The sequence below is a fragment of the Streptomyces sp. NPDC006739 genome, from assembly GCF_042869815.1.
GTDB lineage: Bacteria > Actinomycetota > Actinomycetes > Streptomycetales > Streptomycetaceae > Streptomyces.
Window position 1 is genome coordinate 258,657 of record NZ_JBIAGM010000006.1, and the last position, 17,692, is coordinate 276,348.

The 17,692-nt window shown below is 69.3% G+C and carries 15 protein-coding genes; 5 read left to right on the top strand and 10 right to left on the bottom strand.

Annotation, left to right across the window (positions count from 1 at the left end; genetic code table 11):
- Positions 1 to 42: 42 nt before the first annotated feature.
- The 4 genes from ACFYMM_RS15455 to ACFYMM_RS15470 form a co-directional block, all read right to left on the bottom strand.
- Positions 43 to 381 (bottom strand): antibiotic biosynthesis monooxygenase, encoded by a 339-nt coding sequence (locus tag ACFYMM_RS15455; RefSeq protein WP_351126152.1) that lies wholly within the window; start codon positions 379 to 381, stop codon positions 43 to 45.
- Positions 372 to 1,748 carry an FAD-dependent oxidoreductase gene (locus ACFYMM_RS15460; protein WP_388386441.1) on the bottom strand — a complete coding sequence of 459 codons (1,377 nt, stop codon included), beginning with the start codon at positions 1,746 to 1,748 and terminating at the stop codon, positions 372 to 374. Before ACFYMM_RS15460 ends, ACFYMM_RS15455 begins: the two co-directional genes overlap by 10 nt.
- Positions 1,749 to 1,814: 66 nt before the next feature.
- Positions 1,815 to 2,849, bottom strand: a complete 1,035-nt coding sequence (locus ACFYMM_RS15465) for an isocitrate/isopropylmalate dehydrogenase family protein (RefSeq protein ID WP_388386443.1) — start codon at positions 2,847 to 2,849, stop codon at positions 1,815 to 1,817.
- A 7-nt stretch (positions 2,850 to 2,856) separates the two neighbouring features.
- The gene (locus tag ACFYMM_RS15470) at positions 2,857 to 3,603 is read right to left on the bottom strand and encodes a thioesterase II family protein (RefSeq protein WP_388386445.1); all 747 of its coding nucleotides are present in this window, start codon (positions 3,601 to 3,603) and stop codon (positions 2,857 to 2,859) included.
- A 362-nt stretch (positions 3,604 to 3,965) separates the two neighbouring features.
- Between ACFYMM_RS15470 and ACFYMM_RS15475 the strand changes: the two genes are divergently transcribed.
- The gene (locus ACFYMM_RS15475) at positions 3,966 to 5,561 is read left to right on the top strand and encodes a (2,3-dihydroxybenzoyl)adenylate synthase (RefSeq protein ID WP_388386447.1); all 1,596 of its coding nucleotides are present in this window, start codon (positions 3,966 to 3,968) and stop codon (positions 5,559 to 5,561) included.
- 380 nt (positions 5,562 to 5,941) lie between these two features.
- Here the strand turns inward: ACFYMM_RS15475 and ACFYMM_RS15480 are convergent, their stop codons facing one another.
- The 3 genes from ACFYMM_RS15480 to ACFYMM_RS15490 form a co-directional block, all read right to left on the bottom strand.
- Positions 5,942 to 6,835, bottom strand: coding sequence for a tyrosine-type recombinase/integrase (locus tag ACFYMM_RS15480; protein WP_388386449.1), 894 nt, complete (start codon positions 6,833 to 6,835; stop codon positions 5,942 to 5,944).
- Positions 6,836 to 7,091: 256 nt separating this feature from the next.
- A complete protein-coding gene (locus tag ACFYMM_RS15485) occupies positions 7,092 to 7,298 on the bottom strand; it encodes a helix-turn-helix domain-containing protein (RefSeq protein WP_388386451.1) in 207 nt (68 codons plus the stop codon).
- 214 nt (positions 7,299 to 7,512) lie between these two features.
- Positions 7,513 to 8,136, bottom strand: coding sequence for a tyrosine-type recombinase/integrase (locus tag ACFYMM_RS15490; RefSeq protein WP_388386453.1), 624 nt, complete (start codon positions 8,134 to 8,136; stop codon positions 7,513 to 7,515).
- A gap of 760 nt (positions 8,137 to 8,896) precedes the next feature.
- Here ACFYMM_RS15490 and ACFYMM_RS15495 point away from each other — a divergent pair.
- Positions 8,897 to 9,400 carry a DUF4365 domain-containing protein gene (locus tag ACFYMM_RS15495; RefSeq protein WP_388386455.1) on the top strand — a complete coding sequence of 168 codons (504 nt, stop codon included), beginning with the start codon at positions 8,897 to 8,899 and terminating at the stop codon, positions 9,398 to 9,400.
- 4 nt (positions 9,401 to 9,404) lie between these two features.
- A complete protein-coding gene (locus ACFYMM_RS15500) occupies positions 9,405 to 10,583 on the top strand; it encodes a hypothetical protein (protein WP_388386457.1) in 1,179 nt (392 codons plus the stop codon).
- A 52-nt stretch (positions 10,584 to 10,635) separates the two neighbouring features.
- On the opposite strand, the gene ACFYMM_RS15505 is transcribed toward ACFYMM_RS15500, so the two are convergent.
- The 3 genes from ACFYMM_RS15505 to ACFYMM_RS15515 form a co-directional block, all read right to left on the bottom strand.
- The gene (locus tag ACFYMM_RS15505; protein WP_388386459.1) at positions 10,636 to 11,982 is read right to left on the bottom strand and encodes a hypothetical protein; all 1,347 of its coding nucleotides are present in this window, start codon (positions 11,980 to 11,982) and stop codon (positions 10,636 to 10,638) included.
- Between the two features lie 293 nt (positions 11,983 to 12,275).
- Complete coding sequence (locus tag ACFYMM_RS15510; protein WP_388386461.1) at positions 12,276 to 13,616, bottom strand: class I SAM-dependent RNA methyltransferase; 1,341 nt, start codon at positions 13,614 to 13,616, stop codon at positions 12,276 to 12,278.
- Positions 13,617 to 13,719: 103 nt separating this feature from the next.
- Complete coding sequence (locus ACFYMM_RS15515; protein ID WP_388386463.1) at positions 13,720 to 15,780, bottom strand: APC family permease; 2,061 nt, start codon at positions 15,778 to 15,780, stop codon at positions 13,720 to 13,722.
- Between the two features lie 379 nt (positions 15,781 to 16,159).
- Between ACFYMM_RS15515 and ACFYMM_RS15520 the strand changes: the two genes are divergently transcribed.
- Complete coding sequence (locus ACFYMM_RS15520) at positions 16,160 to 16,831, top strand: NAD-binding protein (RefSeq protein WP_388386465.1); 672 nt, start codon at positions 16,160 to 16,162, stop codon at positions 16,829 to 16,831.
- Positions 16,831 to 17,502, top strand: a complete 672-nt coding sequence (locus ACFYMM_RS15525) for a potassium channel family protein (RefSeq protein ID WP_388386468.1) — start codon at positions 16,831 to 16,833, stop codon at positions 17,500 to 17,502. The genes ACFYMM_RS15520 and ACFYMM_RS15525 overlap by 1 nt, the downstream gene beginning before the upstream one ends.
- Positions 17,503 to 17,692: the final 190 nt, after the last annotated feature.

The following is a 17,692-nucleotide window of genomic DNA, read 5'->3' on the forward strand; positions in this document are numbered from 1 at the left end:
TCGGTCACAGGTCCGCGCGTTCCAACGGCCGTACGCTGCCAGTCAGCGCGGCCCCTCCGCCGCTGCGGCCGGGCTTTCGTTGTCGTGCGCGCTGGTCCGGACCACCTCGGCGACGGTCAACTCGTAGGAGGAGTACCAGTGTTTCCTGCCGAGTCGCTGCGCCACCTGGTGCTCGGGGTCGCAACGCCACTTGTCCAGCGTCTCCCCGTCCTGCCACATCATGACGGCGAGACGTTCGCCGTCCTCCCCGGTGTAGTGCTTGACCTCCACCGGGTCGGACCCGGCAATGGCGCGGACCCGCTCCTGCATCCGCTCCTCGGTGGCGTAGTAGTCCTCGCCGGCCTGCTCGGACAGGCGCGACTTGAACAGGATCACGAACATTCGGAGTCCTCCGGGGTGGCGGTGGTCGGGTGAGGGGAAGGGGTGCAGGCGCGCAGTCGGTCGTCGGGCGCCGAGACCAGCTCGGTGCCGTACCGGGCCAACAGATCCGCCACGAGCCGGTCCAGACGCTGGTCGTCACGCAGTACGGAGGCGTAGCTCTCCTCGGTGAAGGCGCACCGCTCGTACAGCGGAACGAACCGGTCGGGGAACAGCGCCGTCAGCCGCCCGCGCAGCACCTCCGCAGCGGTCTCCTCGCGCGGTGGGCCGGCCATCGTGAAGTAGTGCCGGTAGGAGAGCCGGGAGATCGCGTCGGCGTCCTCGGTCCGCGACTTCTCGTAGGCGCCCAGGCCCGCCGCCCAGTCCGCGGAGGCGTCGAGGCAGTCGACGAGGACCCGGGCGTCCTCGAAGCCGCAGTTCATGCCGTGCCCCATGAAGGGCGCCATCGCATGACAGGAATCACCGAGCAGCGCGAAGGTGTCCCGCCAGACCCATCGGTCGCAGCGGACGGCCGTGAGGGTCGAGACGGCCTTGGTGGCGAGCTGTTCCGCGATGTCGGGGATGATCCCGGTCAGCTTGGGGAAGTGGGCGGCGAACATCTCGTACAGGTCCTCGCCGCCGCGGGCCGCCGCGTAGGACGGGGCGGGGCCGTCGAGGCGCATGAACAAGGAGCCCGAGAGCTTCCCCGACGGCAGGGGGTGCGCGGCGAACATCGCCTTCCCGGAGGGCCAGTAGTGCGTGATGGTCGGGTCCAGCCGGCCGGCCGGTACGTCGATCTCCTGGTAGGCCAGGTCCAGCGTGCGTACCTCGGCCAGGGTGCCGCGCGCCTCCAGGGCGGCCCGGGCGGCGGAGTGCGCGCCATCGCAGCCGAGGACCCGGCGGCACGTCAGCCGGTGCGAACCGTGGCGGTCCTCCACCACCACGGCGGGTTCGTCCAGGTCCACCGAGCGCACGCGCTGCCCGAAGCGGATGTGCACACCGGGGGTCGCCTCGGCGGCGTCCAGCAGGATGTGGTGCAGCCGCCGGCGCTCCACCGCCCAGATGGGCTGTCCGTCCCGGCTGTAGGGGGTCACGTGCGTCCGGCCGTCGGGCAGGTGCGCGCGGCGTCCGTGCAGGGGAACGCATATGCGGCGCACGGCGTCCGCGACGCCCAGGTCCGACAGGGCGCGCCAGCCGCGCGCCGACAGCATCACGACCAGTGACCGGCCTTGTCCACCGGAGTTGCGCCTGGGGTCCGCCCGTTTCTCCAGCAGGGTGACCGGTCCGAAGCGGGGCGCCAGGTAGAGAGCCGTGACCACGCCCACCAGACCGGCCCCCACGATGACGGTCTCCGGGTTCCCGTCCGTGCGGTCCGTGCCGTTCCCGTTCATACCGTTCTTGCCCCTCGTCCGTTGCTCCGTCGGCGGTTGTCGGGTCGTGTCCGCGTCCGCACCTCGCTATGGCCTCCGCAGTTCCGTCAGGACCGCGGCGCCGGCCTCTTTCGTACCCAGGGACCCGCCGAGGTCGGGGGTGACACGGCCCGCCGCGACGGCCGCGGCGACCGCCCGGCGGACCGCGTCCGCCTCCTCGGTCCGGCCCAGGTGCTCGACCAGCAGGGCCACGGAGAGGATCGCGCCGAACGGGTTGGCGGTGCCGGTACCCGCGATGTCCGGGGCGCTGCCGTGCACGGGCTCGAAGAGCCCTTGTCCGGTCACGGGGTTGAGGTTCGCCGACGCCGCCACGCCGAGGCCGCCGGCCAGCGCGGCCGTGAGGTCGCTCAGGATGTCGCCGTAGGAGTTGTTGGTGACGACGACGTCGAAGGCGGTCGGATCGGTGGCCAGTCGCAGGGCGGCGGTGTCCACGTAGAGGTGGGACGTCTCGACGTGCGGGTGCCGTGCGACCGCCTCGCTCCAGCACCGCTGCCACAGCTGTCCGCCGTTGCGGACGGCGTTGGCCTTGTCGACGAGGCACACCGACCTGCGCGCCACGGAGAACGCGAACTCCAGCACCCGTGAGACGCCTTGGTGGGTGCTGAGGTCCACGTCGATGGCGATCTCCTGGGGGGTCCCGGTGCGCGTACCGCCGCCGATGCCGCTGTAGAGCCCCTCGGTGTTCTCCCTGACGATCACGCAGTCGATCGCCCGGCGGGCCGGGGCGCGCAGCGGACTGAGCCTGTCGTGCAGGAGCCTGGCGGGCCGGTAGTTGACGTAGAGGTCGAGTTCGAGGCGCAGGGTGGTGAGGACCGTACGCACGTACGCGGTGTCGCTGAGCCGGGGGTCCCCGACCGCGCCGAGGAGCGCCGCCCGGCTGGACCTGATCCGGTCGAGGTCGGCTCCGGTCAGCGCGGTTCCGGTGCACAGGTACGTCTCCGCGTTGACGTGGTCCAGGACGTCCGTACGCGTCCCGAGGCCGAGGGCGTCGAGGACGTCCAGCGCCGGCTCGATCACCTCGGGACCGATGCCGTCACCGGGGATCACGGCGATGGTGGTCAAGGCCGCCTCACTTCGGGCCCTGGCTCAGCACGTCCGCGACGAGTTCCGCGACGTCGGTTGTCACGTGGAAGTGCCCGCCCGGCCGCACGGTCCCCGAAAAGCCGCCGGAGGTGACGCCCGCCCACCCCGCCAGCTGGTCCTGCTCCACCAGCGGGTCGCCCGCGCCGTGGTAGCTGCGCACGGGACAGGACAGCGGACGGGTACCGGGGCGGGGCCGATAGGTCGCGTGGGCCCGCAGGTCCGAGCGGATGACGGGCAGGAGGAGGTCGCGCAGCTCGGCGTTCTCGGCGACCGCGGGCTCGATGCCGCCCAGCGCGCACAGGGTCGACCAGAACTCGTCGTCGGGCGCCAGGTGGACACCCCTGTTGGTCATGGATCCGGGCGGCAGTGCGGCGGACACGCAGAGCGCCCGGGGTTCCTCACCGGCGTCCCGCAGCAGCAGGGCGGTCTCGTAGGCGACCAGCGCCCCGAGGCTGTGCCCGAACAGCACGTGGTCGCCCGGCGGCAACCGCAGCAGCTCCGCCGCCACGCAGCCGGCCATCGCGGCCACGTCGTCCACGGGCGGCTCTCCGAAGCGGTCGCCGCGGCCCGGGTACTGGACGGCCGTCAGCGACACACCGGGCGGCACCGCGGCGGACCACTCGCCGAAGGCGACCCCCGATCCCCCCGAGTGCGGGAAGCACACCACCCGGACGCCGGCAGGGTCACCGGCGATCATCGACCGCACCCAGCCGCGTTCCCGTATCCGGCTCATCCACTCTGCCTTTCTGGCCGGCCGTCGTTCCGTCCGCACCATGTTTTCCACTCGCCGCCGATTCGCGGAGCCCTCGACAGATGTCGGCAAGAGATCGGGGCGTGGTGGAACGCGGCGCCGACGATGCCAAGGGACACGACACAAAGACCGCGGGCACGCCGCCGCACGGCACCGGGCTACCTCGCACGCGGACGCCGCGCACCACCACACCGGACACCGCCCGCCACCGTGAGGGCACGCGCCCTCCACCCAAGTCGCCGCCGTCCCGCGGCCCGGAGGGACCGAGCGCACCCGCGGCTCCACGCGGACCTTCGCGCCCCTCGATCCACGCCTCGACCGACCCGCCGAAAGGGAACGCGATCATGCTTGACGGTTTTGTGCACTGGCCCGAACAGCTCGCGGCGGACCTGCGCCGGACAGGGGTCTGGCGCGGCCGGCCGATCGGTGACTTGTTGCACGAGTCGTGCGAACGGAACGCCGATCGGGTGGCCGTGGTGTGCGGCGAACGCCGGATGACGTACGCGGAACTGTCCCGGCGGGCGGACCGGTTGGCGGGCGGACTGATCGGACTGGGCATCAGGCCCCTGGACCGGGTGGTGGTGCACCTACCCAACATCCCGGAGTTCGTCGTCCTGGTCTTCGCGCTGCTGCGGGCCGGAGCGATCCCGGTGCTGGCGCTGCCCGGTCACCGCAAGGCCGAGATCGCGCATCTGTGCGCTCACTCGGAGGCTGTCGCCTATGTGGTGAAGGACGAGTTCGGCGGGTTCGACTTCCGTACGATCGCCCGGGAGATCCCGTCGGTCCCACACGTGATCGTCAGCGGCGACGCCCGGGAATTCATTTCGCTGGAATCACTGGAGTCGCTGGATGCCCAGGACGTCGCGCTGCCCACCGTGGACGCGTCCGACCCCGCGCTGTTCCTGCTCTCCGGGGGCACCACCGGACTGCCCAAGCTGATCCCCCGGACCCACGACGACTACGAGTACGTCATGCGGGCCTGCGCGGAGGCGATGCGGGTGGGCCCGGAGGTGGTGTACCTCGCCATCAACCCGGTCGCGCACCAGGCGGCCCTCGCCTGTCCGGGCGTGTTCGGCAGTCTCCTGATGGGAGGAAAGGCGGTACTCACGTCGAGCGTGCGGCCCGACGACGTCTTCTCGCTGATCCGCCGCGAGGCAGTCACCGTGACCACGGTCGTGCCCTCGGTGCTGCGGCTGTGGGCCGATTCCGGACGACCGCCCGGCGAACTGTCCCGCCTGCTGATCCAGGTGGGCAGTGCCCCACTCGACCCGGCCCTGGCGCGCCGGGCGGCCCAGGAGCTGGGCTGCCGGATCCAGCGGTGGTACGGCATCAGCGAGGGGCTGCTGACCCACACCCGGCTCGACGACCCGGAGGAGGTGGCCGTGAACACGGACGGCCGCCCGATGTCACCGGGCGACGAGGTCCGGATCGTCGACGACTCCGGGAACCCGGTGCCCGACGGGGAGCCCGGCGAGATGCAGGCGCGCGGTCCGTACACGATCCGCGGGTACTACCGGGCCCCCGAGGAGAACGCCCGCTCATTCACACCGGACGGTTTCTTCCGCACCGGCGACCTGGTCCGGCGCAGGCCGGACGGCAACATCATGATCGTCGGCAGGATCAAGGACGTCATCAACCGGGCCGGCGAGAAGGTCTCCGCAGAGGAGGTGGAGCGGCAGCTGCGCACCCACCCCGCCGTGCAGGACGCGGCCGTGATCGGCGTGGCGGACACCGTGCTCGGCGAGCGGACGTACGCCTTCGTCGTCCTCAGCGAGGCCGACGTCCGCCCGTCCGCCATGAAGGAGTTCCTCAGAGGCCGCGGCCTGGCCACCTACAAGATCCCCGACCGGCTGATTCCGATGCCGCAGCTTCCGCGCACACCGATGGGGAAGGTCGACAAGAAGGCACTGCGCGCACGGATCGCCGCGTCACAACGCTGACGGTGCCAGGGTGCAGGACGGACACTCGGCGACCACTGATGTTCTCTGATGGGGAGTTACACGGGGACTCCCGCACAGACCCTGCCTCGAACTTGGGTGAGCGCACGACCGTACTCGCTGGGCGTGCTCATCGCCCGCCGCGACGACATCGCCCCCCCTTGCTGCCCGCGGGCCGTCGGGCGGACACCCGGCCACCGGGGGCACTGGACGTACGCCTCGACAGCCGAGCCACGCAATGCCGGCTGGGCATCAGGCTCCGCGGCGCGAGGGAGTTCCTCCACACGAGGTAACACCCCGCTGGCCGACCCCAGCCAGTCCGGGCGTCACCTGCTGTCAACCGCCTTCACCCCCATCCGGCACGGACAGGGGTGACGGATCGTTCATGCTGCGACGGTGAGCGGGGCTTCCATCCGCTCCCAGGCTCCGAGGACGGCCTTGTGCGCGTCCGGCTGGAGATGGGCGTAGCGCTGGGTGGTCTGGAAGCTCTCGTGGCCTAGAAGGTGCTGGACCTCATAGAGCGAGACTCCCTTCTGGACCAGCCATGAGGCGCAGGTGTGCCGCATAGAGTGCGGGGGATAGTGCGGGACGAGCTGCTGCTCGCCGTCGGTGTCGAAGTAGTACGCGGCCTCCACCGTCGGCCACCAGGTCTGCCGTCGCCAGTTGCTGTCGGCAAGGAGGCGGCCGGCCCGTCCCTTGGTGAGGGTGGTGAACACCACGGCATCACGATCGAGCCGGTGGATATGGCGTTCGAGGGCCTCCAGAACATGGGGCGGCAGCGGGACCTCCCGGCGGCTCTTGGAACTCTTCGGGTACTCCTTGATCCCGCTCTTCGTGTTGACCTCGACCACGAACAGCCGCGAGCGGCGCTGGTCGATGCGGTGTCGGTGAAGGCCGGATAGCTCGCCCCAGCGCAGCCCCGTGTAGAAGCCGAGGAGACACATCGTCCGCCAGACCGCGGGGAGTTCGTCCAGGATGCTCTGGGCCTGGTCGAGCGTGAACCACTGCGGTGGCTTGACCGCGATCTTCGGCAGGTCGATGCTGCGGCAGGGGCTCACCGCGATCACGTCGTCGTCGACGGCCGCGCGCATGATGGAGGACGTCAGGTTGTAGGCCCGCTTGATCGCGGCGGCACCCGCACCGTTGTCGATCAGGACACGGATCCAGCTCTGGACGTCCATCCGGGTGATGGCGCGCATCTCCCAGTCCGCCCAGTGGGGCATGACGTGGTTCTTGATGCTGGACGCGTCACCACGCAGCGTGTGGGGCTCGACCACACGGGCATCCCACCAGCGCTCGTGCCATTCACGGAAAGACACCTCGCCGGCCCTCGGGTCGCGCATGCCGCCACGGGCGAGCTGGGTCTCCAGCTCGATACCCCAAGCCCGTGCCTGCGCTTTGAGGGGGAAGGACTCGCTGAACCGGTCTCCTGCCCGGTTGCGTACGGTCGCCTGCCACTTACCGGACTTGAGTTTGCGAAGGTACGAGGTTCTACTCCTTGGCTGAGGTTCTGACTGGGGCGACGCTCAGGGATCAGCGGCGGGCCATTGGAGGAAGGACCGCGCGGCTGCTGATGAACTCCTCAAGACCGGCGGCGGGGACACGGACACGGGAGCGGCCCGTGCCGGTGCGCAGGTCGACGATCGGCAGTTCCCCTGCGGCGATGAAGCGGTAAACGGTCCGCCGGTCGACGTCCAAGGCGGCGGCGACGGCAGGTATGGAGAGCAGGCGAGGAGGCATGGGTGGGTCCTGGACGGTGAGAGGGAAAGCGCTCGGCGAGTCGGCGACCGGGCCATCGGTCACGGCGGAACGAAGGTCAACCAGCAGGCAGGAGAGCGTCCGCAGAAGAGGAAGGCGTCAGATTGCGGCGTGGTCGAGAGAGGGAAGCCGAGCGCAGGGAGAGGGAAGCCGGTGGCGTCCGCGCTCTGAGCATCAGTCAGAGCGCGGACGCAAGCTACGACTTGAGCTCGTCGGGAAGGGCCATCACCTCGGTCAGATGGGCCCAGTCAAGCTCGACATCCTCCAGGCGGAAGCAGTGCGGATAACGCACCGCAAGCCAACTCGCAGTCACACCGGACCACTCGGCAACACCCCATGCCGGAACACCGGCCTTGAGCCAGCTCTCCAGGCAGGAGTCGCGCAGGGAAGCAACGTGCTCCCCCAAGCCCGCTGCCACCTCGTCGGGACGCAGAACCTCCTCACGCGCCTGCTTCCACACCCGCCGATACACCGAGGATGCCAGCGGTCCGCCGCGCTCACCGGGGAACAGCGGATCACCCGTCTTCAGGGCGGCAGTACCGATCCACGCCCTCAGCACACGGACCAGCTCGGGAGCGACAGGCACGCGACGACGTTCGGCACCACGGATCAGCAGCTCGCCGAACCCGTCGTCCGACAGCGTCACATCGTCAAATCGAAGCCGGATCGCTTCGCCGGGAAGCAGAGCCGCTGTGGCCATGGAGACGAAGAGCGGGTATTCAGCGCTCTGCTCGTCTGTTTCGTTCCTTACCCATTCGAGTAGGGAGCGGACCTGCCCCAGGGAAAGCAGGGACGATTCGGGTATTGCGTGCTGTGACAAGCTCGTCTACTCCTAGCGAGAGGCATCGGGACACATCGGCGCCCCCGGGCAGCTTCAATAGTCCGTAGAATCACCGGTTTCGGTAACCGGCGATCTCGTGCTACATTCCGTCGGCCATGCGGCCTTCCACGGACTGATCTAGGTTCACTTGCTTCGCCGCTCTATTCCAGTCCTTTCCAGACCTAACGTGTCTGCCGTCAGCGAATCGCCATACTTCCGCTGAAATCCGTGCGTACACACCCACCGACGCGCCCGCTCCCGATCGAAACGGCCTGTATAGAGCAGGCGTCTTCTAAACGCCTGACCTATTCAGGTCTACCAACCCATACACGGCAGCAGCCCGGCCAATTGCGCTGTGCGCCTCCAGGGGATGAGCGCACCGACCCGTTGGCTCCGTGTCGAAAGAACAGTCGACAGAGACAAGTTGCTCACGAAACACCCGGCGACTTCCAGAATTCTCTTTGCCGAGAAAAGCACCAAGCGAGCCTGCCAGCAGTAACCTCAGCCAGGAAGTCGGACGGGTCGAGATCACCAAGAAATTTTGACATCTCCCTCCACCGCCCTCATTTATTTCCTTCGGCACCTTCTGGTATTCGGCTTCCGACGCTACCCACGCTCCACGACTATCGGCGCAGACATCACCCACCACGGCAGCTGACGCCGCTACCTCAGCGCCAGCACCGCCCGGAACCGGAGACGCCCTATTCCCCCAGCCATCCAGCTCCCCTTATCCTCACGTCCACGCCAGGGAGGGGGACCAGTGGCTACGGAGGCGACGAGCTGGCAGAAGGAACAGGTGAGTCGGGCCTACGTCCACGTACTCGCTACCCAGGGCGGCTACACCATCTGCGACTGGAACGTCGACAAGGACGGCGTCGACATGACCCTCCGTATGCGCGGGTTGATGGTCGACGTCCAGCTCAAGTGCACGCAGAACCCGCGCGTTGTCCGAGGCGGCTACAGCTTCAACCTCGACGTCGAGACGTACGACAAGCTCCGTGACCCCGACCGCTCTGCACCCGGCCACCTCGCGTTACTGATCGTGCCACCGGACATAGGCCGATGGGTGACCCACCACCCCGAGTCGATCGTCCTGGCCTGCCACGGCTACTGGGCGTCCCTGCACGGCGCGGGTGAGGCACGCAGCAAGGGCACCACCGCGATCAGCCTCCCCGAGCACCAGCCTCTGACCGCGAAATCCATAGGGGCCATGTTCGACACGGCGCGTCAGCTGCTCAACCCCGTCGGCAGCGAGGTGAACTGAAGTGGTGCACCCAGAGCCTGACTTCGGTCCCGAGGAGATCCGCAGCTACCTCAAAGTCACCGGATGGGCCCCGGTCTCCGGTGGCGCCGTCGCCGAACTGTGGCGCCTGCCGGGTCTCGCCGACGAGGTCGTCCTGGTCCCCATGAAGCCAGGTGCCCCGGACTTCACCAAGCGTGCCCAGATCCTGCTCGGGGACCTGGCCCGCGTCGAGTCACGCGACGTCCGCACGGTCCAGGACGCGGTCGCCACCGTGTTCAACGACGTTACCGACCTCCAAGCCTCCCACCCCACCCTGAGCGACGGATCCATCCCCCTGGAGTCCGGCTACGAACTCTTCATCTCCGCGAAGCGCCTGCGCGTGGCCTCGGCCGCCGCGACCATCCGCCGGCAGGGCCACTTCCGCAACTTCCCGACACGGGCCAGGGAACAGGCCCGCGACGTCCGCCTCGGACAGACCCGGCGTGGCTCGTACATCGTGCCCATCATCAGCCAGGCCCGCGCTCCAGAGGACGTCTACTCTCCCGGCCAGGACCGGATCGACGTAGGGGTCGAGGAGACCCTCTTCGACCGACGCGTCACCGCCACCATGTCCCGCGCCCTGGGCGTTCTCGAAGAAATGGCCGGCGCCGGCCGGGAACCCACCCCCAGCGAGATCACCGACTCAGTAGGGGAGGGCGTCTCGTACGAACTCTGCCAGGCCCTCAGCAAGGTGGTGAGCGCGGACGCGATCGGAACCCTCGCCGTCACCTTCAACTGGTCTCGTGTGGCCGCCCCGCCCCCGGGAACACCACCACTCGTCGAGTTCAACCAGGCAGCGATCGACGTCGTAGACCGCGTATCCGCCCAACTCAAGACACGGATCTACACAAGCCGGCACCTGATCTACGGCATCGTCACCAACCTCAGCCGCCACCCCGACGACGAAACCGGCCGGGTAGGCGTCCAGACCCTGATCAACCGCCGCGTCAGAACCGTGTGGATGGACCTGCGCGACACCGACTACCACGCAGCGGTCCACTGCCACGACACCGGCGTCCCCGTCCGCGTCCAAGGCTCCCTCACCAGCCCGCCGGGCGGTCACGCCACCATGGAAGTGGACGACTTCGGCCCCGACCCCTCACTGATGGCCACTTCCTTGGACACAGCGACGGATACCGAAACGCCACGGCGACGGGACGCGTGACGGCACCGATCCGACCGAGGGCGGCAACCAGCAGGACGCCAGTTCTCGCGTGTCACCGGCGGCCACGGCGTTCGGGTGCGTGAGGACTCCAGCCCTTCAGATACGGCCGGAGTTCATCCGGTGTCGGAGTACGCGGGGTCGGCATGCCCGGAGGGTGCTGCAGCGGGTCGATGCAGCGCACATACTCCCGTGCCCACTCCAGCCAACGTCGGGCCGATCCCAGGGCCTGCTCGTCCAAGCCCCCGTCCAATTCGGCAAGCCGACGTTCCAGCGCTTCGCAGTACTCACCGATCACGACAGCCTCCCGCCAACGCCCGGCCTCCTCACGCAGCACCTCGGCGAACTGCTCCCTGACAGCCTGCTCCTTCGCTTCCTCCATTGCCGCCCGCCAGCGAACCTCACGCTCTTCTCTCGCGCGCTCCTCAATCTCCCTGCGCCGGGCATCCTCCGCCGCCCGCGCCTCAATCTCCCCCAGAACCAGCCCCAGAGACTGTTCAAGGGTCCGGCTCTTACGGTCCCGCCAGCGGCCGGGTCTGTCGGTCAGCCCGTGGGCGACCTCCACGACGAGACGCGCGGACCGCTCCGGGTCCGTGGACTCGGGAAACTCCCGCCTGATGGTGACCGGATACGCGAAGCCATCAACAACGACGTCCATCCCGCCCTCACGTGAAGAGTAGGGCGACCCGGCCTCACGTACCTCGTGCCCTTGCCTCGCCGCCTCGGCGGCCAGCCCCTGCAGCATCAGAAGGGATCTGCGGCGAAGCACAGGCGGCATCACCTGCTGCCCAACATCGTCTCTGAGTGCAGCTACAACCGGATGAAGGGACACCAGCCGCGTGGGGACCCGGACCGTCGGCTCACCCGTCTTCGGTCGCTGGCTCCGCGCATTGGGATGCGGGCCCTCCGCGAGGAAGAACTCCAGCCCGAGCCCACCGTAAAGCACCTTCTCGATGCGCTTTCCCTCCGGCTCCATACCGTGCCGCTTCGCGTAGTTGACGACCCGCCGCCACTCCGCGATCTCCTCATCATCGACATGGGCAAACCGGACACGCCCTTCGGCGAGCAGCCGTTCGACCAACTCGCGAGCCTTCGCTCGCCGCGCACGGGCAACGGGCCGCTCGCCGTACGACGTCGGGTGCTCGGCGGGCACCGACGACTCACCGCAGTCTGCAGGCTCCGCGTCGTCGGGATGGCTGCCGTGACGGAGGTAGAACCGGCCGGCCTCAGTGACCTCCGCACGGGCAGCACCATGGCCCTTGTCCACCGTCAAAAGCCCACGGTCACGCAGGGCATACGCCGAGCGCCACTCTCCCGGCGCCCAGGCTCCGGGTTCCTCGCCGACCGCGATTCGCTCAAGAAGCGTGCGCTGCCGTTCGTTCGGAGCTGACGGACGTTCCACGGCCGCCAGCCCACACCGCACAGGCGTGCTCTGTAAAGACCCGAACGAACGGATCCTTGCCGTCGTCGTCCACCGGGGCTTCCGAACTTATCGCCGAGCGCGTCACGAGTCCTCGATGTGTCACCGAGTCTGGCCCGTTTGAAAGCGTCTGAGCTGCCCAAAAAGTCGCCTGACACTCCATCAGAACGAGCGTCAAATGAGCGTCAAGATACCTCGGAGAGCGTCATTTCAGCGTCAAGATATCGCCCGTAACGCCCACACCGCACATAATGCACACCACCCGAACCCGCAGGTCAGGCGGCCTTTGCGGCCGGTTCAAGGATGGCAACGCACTCCACATGGTGCGTCATCGGAAACAGATCGAACGCCCGCAACGTCCGCACCCGGTACCCCCCGTCCGCGAAGTACGCGAGGTCCCGGGCCAGTGCGGCGGGATCGCAGGCCACGTAGGCGATCCTGCGGGCGCCGAGGGAGGCCAGGTGGGCCACCGTCGCGCGGCCCGCTCCGGCGCGTGGGGGGTCGAGGACGATGAGGTCGACCTCGGTGATGCCGGTGCGCGGGAGGACCGTCTCGACCTTGCCCTGTTCGATGCGGACCCGGGGGAAGTCGGCGAGGTTGTGGCGGGCGTCCTCCACCGCGCGCTTGCCCGACTCGACACCGAGGACCGCGCCCTTCTCGCCGAGGCGGTCGGCGAGGGCGCCGGCGAACAGGCCGACGCCGCAGTACAGGTCGAGCGCCATCTCGCCCTTGCGCGGGAGCAGGCCCTGCATGACGGCGGTGACCAGGGTGTCGGCCGCCTTGGGGTGGACCTGCCAGAAGCCGCCGCTGCCGACCCGGTGCGTGCGGCCGTCGGCGCGTTCGCGGACGAAGGGGCGGCCGTGGACGCGGTGCACACCGCCGTCCTTCTCCTCGACGCGCATCACCGACACCGGCTTGTCGAGTTCCACCAGCGGCAGCCGGGCGCCGGGGCGCGGGGTGAGGATCACCTGGCGGTCCTGCGAGCCCGTCGCCGCGATCGCCTCCACCGACTCCATGCCGGTCCAGTCCCGCTTCTCGACGCCCAGCTCACTGACGCCCTCGGCGGCGATCATGCAGTGGTCGACGCGCTCCACCTCGTGCGAGCGGTGCCGGCGCAGTCCCGCGTGGCCCTCGGCGTCGACGGCGTACTGGACACGGGTGCGCCACTGCGGGACCTGGCCGACCGGCAGCTTGTCGCCCTCGGCGGGCATCACCGTGCCGTCCCAGCCCACGTCCTCGGGTGTCAGGCCCGCGAGCCGCCGCAGCTGCTCCGCGATCACCTCGCCCTTCAGCCGCCGCTGGGCGCCCGGCTTGGCGTGCTGCCAGTCGCAGCCACCGCAGCGACCGGGGCCGGCATAGGGGCAGGGGGCCTCGACGCGGTCCTTGGAGGCGTCGAGGACCTGGACGGCGTCGGCACGCAGGAAACGCGCGCCCTCCTCGCCCTCCGTCACGCGGGCCACGACCCGCTCGCCCGGCAGCGCGTGCCGGACGAACAGCACCTGGCCCTCGGCGGTGCGGGCGATGCAGTGGCCGCCGTGGGCGACGGGGCCGACCTCGACCTCGTACTCCTGCCCCACGAGCGAACCCGCCTGCGACTTCCTCGGTTCTGCCTGCATGGCGGGTGACTCCAGATCGGGAAAAGGTGTACGGCCGGACAACAGCCGACCAGTCTACGTGGCTGCTGTCCGGCCGTTCACCAGGTGCCGGTACGGGGGTCGGTCAGCTCTTTGAGGGAGCGGAGGGAGCGGACTCCTTGGTCGGCTCCCCCGCCGGGCCACGCCGTACGGCACCCGGCGCGCTCCACTCCTGCCGCTTGCGGGCGCGGTCGCGCGCCGCCTCGGAGGAGGCCAGCTGGTAGGGCACGGACGTCACCATCACGCCCGCGGTGAACAGCAGACGGCCCTTGAGGCGCAGCGCGCTCTGGTTGTGCAGCAGGTGCTCGTACCAGTGACCCACCACGTACTCGGGGATGATCACCGACACCGCGTCACGCGGGGACTCCTTGCGCAGGCCCTTGACGTACTCGATGATCGGCCGCGTGATCTCGCGGTAGGGCGAGTCGAGGACCTTGAGCGGTACGTCGATCCCGCGCCGCTCCCACTCCTCCTGCAGCACCTTGGTCTCCGCCGGGTCGACGTTGACGGTGAGCGCCTCCAGGGTGTCCGAGCGCATCAGCTTGGCGTAGGCCAGGGCCCGCAGGGTCGGCCGGTGGATCTTGGAGATCAGGACGACGGAGTGCACGCGGGACGGCCGTACGCTGTCGTCGCTCGGGCCCTCGGGGGCCGCGATCTCCTCGGCGACGCCGTCGTAGTGCCGGCGGATGGCGGTCATCGTCGCGTAGAAGATGCACATGCCGAGCAGGGCCACCCAGGCGCCGTGGGTGAACTTCGTGACCAGGACGACGACCAGGACCAGGCCGGTGAAGAAGGCACCGAAGGCGTTGATCGCCCGGGAGCGCACCATGTGCCGGCGCTTGGCCGGGTCCGTCTCGGTGGCCAGGTGGCGGTTCCAGTGGCGGACCATGCCGGTCTGGCTGAGCGTGAAGGACACGAACACACCGACGATGTACAGCTGGATCAGCCGGGTCGAGTCGGCGCCGTAGATGACCGTCAGCAGGGTCGCCGCGCCCGCCAGCAGCACGATGCCGTTGGAGAAGGCGAGGCGGTCGCCGCGGGTGTGCAGCTGGCGCGGCAGGTACCGGTCCTGGGCGAGGATCGAGCCGAGCAGCGGGAAGCCGTTGTACGCCGTGTTGGCGGCCAGGAAGAGGACCAGCGCGGTGGCTGCCGCGAGGACGACGAACAGGAAGCTGCCCTTGCCGAAGACGGCCTCGGCGACCTGGGAGATCACCGGGTTCTGCACATAGCCGGAGCCGATGGCGACGCCGTTGTGGATCAGGTCGGTGGCCGGGTTCTCGGCCATGCGGACCTTGGTGACCATGGCCAGGGCGATGATGCCGCAGAACATGGTGACGGCCAGCAGGCCCATCGCCGCCAGCGTGGTAGCCGCGTTCTTGGACTTGGGCTTGCGGAAGGCCGGAACGCCGTTGGAGATGGCCTCGACGCCGGTGAGCGCGGCGCAGCCGGAGGAGAAGGCGCGCAGCAGGAGGAAGACGAGCGCGAAGCCCGCCAGGCCCTGATGCTCGGCCTTGATGTGGTAGTCGGCGGTCGGTGCGCGCATGGTGTCGCCGAGGACCATGCCGCGGAAGGCACCCCACGCGATCATGACGAAGACGCCGCCGACGAACACGTACGTCGGGATCGCGAAGAGCTTGCCCGACTCCTTCACACCGCGCAGGTTCATCAGGGTGAGCAGCACGATCACGGCGACCGCGCAGAGCACCTTGTGCTGGACGACGAAGGGGATCGCGGAACCGAGGTTCTCGATGCCGGAGGCGATGGAGACGGCGACGGTGAGGACGTAGTCGACGAGCAGGGCGCTGGCCACCGTCAGCCCGGCCCTGGGCCCGAGGTTCGTGGTGGCCACCTCGTAGTCGCCGCCGCCGCTCGGGTAGGCGTGGACGTTCTGCCGGTAGGAGGCGACGACCGTGAACATCAGCACGATGACCGCGAGGGCGATCCAGGGGCTGAAGTGGTACGCCGACACGCCCGCGATGGACAGGACCAGCAGGACCTCTCCGGGCGCGTACGCGACGGAGGACAGCGGGTCGGAGGCGAAGACGGGGAGGGCGATGCGCTTGGGCAGGAGGGTCTCCCCCAGCCGGTCACTGCGCAGTGCGCGCCCGATCAGGATCCGTTTGGGCACGTCGGTCAGTTTGGACACGACAGAGAATCGTATGCCTTCGAACACGCAGCCGCCCACCCGGCGCCCCGGTTCTGCCTCCCGGGTGAACTCGGGCCCTGGTGGAAGTGCGGATTCCGTGGCGGGCGCGGTCCGCGTGTCTAGATGTCAAACCCCGTCCGTAGCCTGCCCCTCGGAGGTCTCATGCCCGCCCCCGCAGAGCTGATCGGTGCCACCGCCGCCCTCGTCGGACTCGGATTCCTGACGCTGTGGAGCGTGCGCAGTATCACTCGCCGGTGATCGCCACGGAGGGTCGCGGACGCACAGGGGTGCCCGCCCCGGACGGCACATGTGTAGCTTAAGCGTCTGTCTGAGACTCTGATGAAGCCGAACAGCAACTTGGGACACCGGAAGGACGGGCGTGCACATCGTCATCATGGGCTGCGGAAGAGTGGGTTCCGCTCTCGCCCAGACCCTGGAGCAACAGGGGCACACGGTCGCCGTGATCGACCAGGACCCCACCGCCTTCCGCCGGCTGGGGCCGGGATTCGGCGGTCGCCGGGTCACCGGCGTCGGCTTCGACCAGGACACCCTGCGCGAGGCGGGCATCGAGGAGGCCGGCGCCTTCGCCGCCGTCTCCAGCGGTGACAACTCCAACATCATCTCCGCTCGGGTGGCGCGTGAGATGTTCGGCGTGGAGAACGTCGCGGCGCGCATCTACGACCCCCGCCGCGCCGAGGTCTACCAGCGCCTGGGCATCCCCACGGTGGCCACCGTGCGGTGGACCGCCGACCAGATGCTGCGCCGTCTGCTGCCCTCGGGCGCAGAGCCTCTGTGGCGCGACCCCACCGGCGGCGTCCAGCTCGCCGAGGTGCACGCCTCCACGCAGTGGGTCGGCCACAAGATCAGCAAGCTGCAGGAGGAGACGGGCGTCCGGGTGGCGTTCCTGACCCGCCTGGGCGAGGCGATGCTGCCCACCTCGCAGACGGTGCTGCAGGAGGGCGACCTGGTGCATGTGATGATGCGGACGGACGAGGTCGAGAAGGTCGAGGCGGCGTTCGCCCAGGGCCCCGAAGAGGAGGGCGGTCACTGATGAGGGTCGCCATTGCCGGTGCCGGTGCCGTCGGCCGCTCGATCGCGGGCGAGCTGCTGGAGAACGGCCACGAGGTCCTGCTCGTCGACAAGGCCCCGACCGCCATCTCGGTCGAGCGGGTCCCCCAGGCGGAGTGGCTGCTGGCCGACGCCTGCGAGATCACCGCCCTGGACGAGGCGGCGCTCCAGCGCTGCAACGTCGTGATCGCCGCGACCGGCGACGACAAGGTCAACCTGGTCGTGTCGCTGCTCGCGAAGACGGAGTACGGCGTTCCGCGCGTCGTGGCCCGTGTGAACAACCCGAAGAACGAGTGGCTGTTCAACGAGTCCTGGGGTGTCGACGTCGCCGTCTCCACCCCGCGCCTGATGTCCGCCCTGGTCGAGGAGGCGGTCTCGGTCGGCGACCTGGTCCGGCTCCTCCGCTTCAGCCACGGTGACGCGAACCTGGTCGAGCTGACCCTGCCCGAGGAGTCGGCCCTGGCCGGCACACAGGTGGGCGACGTGGAGTGGCCCCAGGACACCTCCCTGGTCACGATCATCCGGGGTACCCGTGTCCTGACCCCGTCCAGGGAGGACTCCCTGGAGCCGGGCGACGAACTCCTGTTCGTGGCCGCGCAGGCCCGCGAGGAGCAGTTGGAGGACCTGCTGTCGGTGCGGCGGGAAGAGGCCTGAGAAGTCCGTGTACGACGGTGGGGGCGCCCGGAGATCTCCGGGCGCCCCCACCGTCACGGAGCCGCCCGACGTGCCACGGAAGCCGGGTGCGCCACCGGCGCCGGACCCAGCCGGCGCCGCACAGCGGCCGTACGCCTCTTGCGCGCGGAAAAGCAGCCGCCTGCCTCGTCCGGCGCCGTGCAGCCGGTGT

Bases quoted from the DNA above. Each gene is read 5' to 3' on its own strand.
- ACFYMM_RS15455 (WP_351126152.1), bottom strand. From the start codon at position 381: ATGTTCGTGATCCTGTTCAAGTCGCGCCTGTCCGAGCAGGCCGGCGAG.
- ACFYMM_RS15485 (WP_388386451.1), bottom strand. From the start codon at position 7,298: ATGCCTCCTCGCCTGCTCTCCATACCTGCCGTCGCCGCCGCCTTGGAC.
- ACFYMM_RS15475 (WP_388386447.1), top strand. From the start codon at position 3,966: ATGCTTGACGGTTTTGTGCACTGGCCCGAACAGCTCGCGGCGGACCTG.
- ACFYMM_RS15470 (WP_388386445.1), bottom strand. From the start codon at position 3,603: ATGAGCCGGATACGGGAACGCGGCTGGGTGCGGTCGATGATCGCCGGT.
- ACFYMM_RS15525 (WP_388386468.1), top strand. From the start codon at position 16,831: ATGAGGGTCGCCATTGCCGGTGCCGGTGCCGTCGGCCGCTCGATCGCG.
- ACFYMM_RS15460 (WP_388386441.1), bottom strand. From the start codon at position 1,748: ATGAACGGGAACGGCACGGACCGCACGGACGGGAACCCGGAGACCGTC.
- ACFYMM_RS15510 (WP_388386461.1), bottom strand. From the start codon at position 13,616: ATGCAGGCAGAACCGAGGAAGTCGCAGGCGGGTTCGCTCGTGGGGCAG.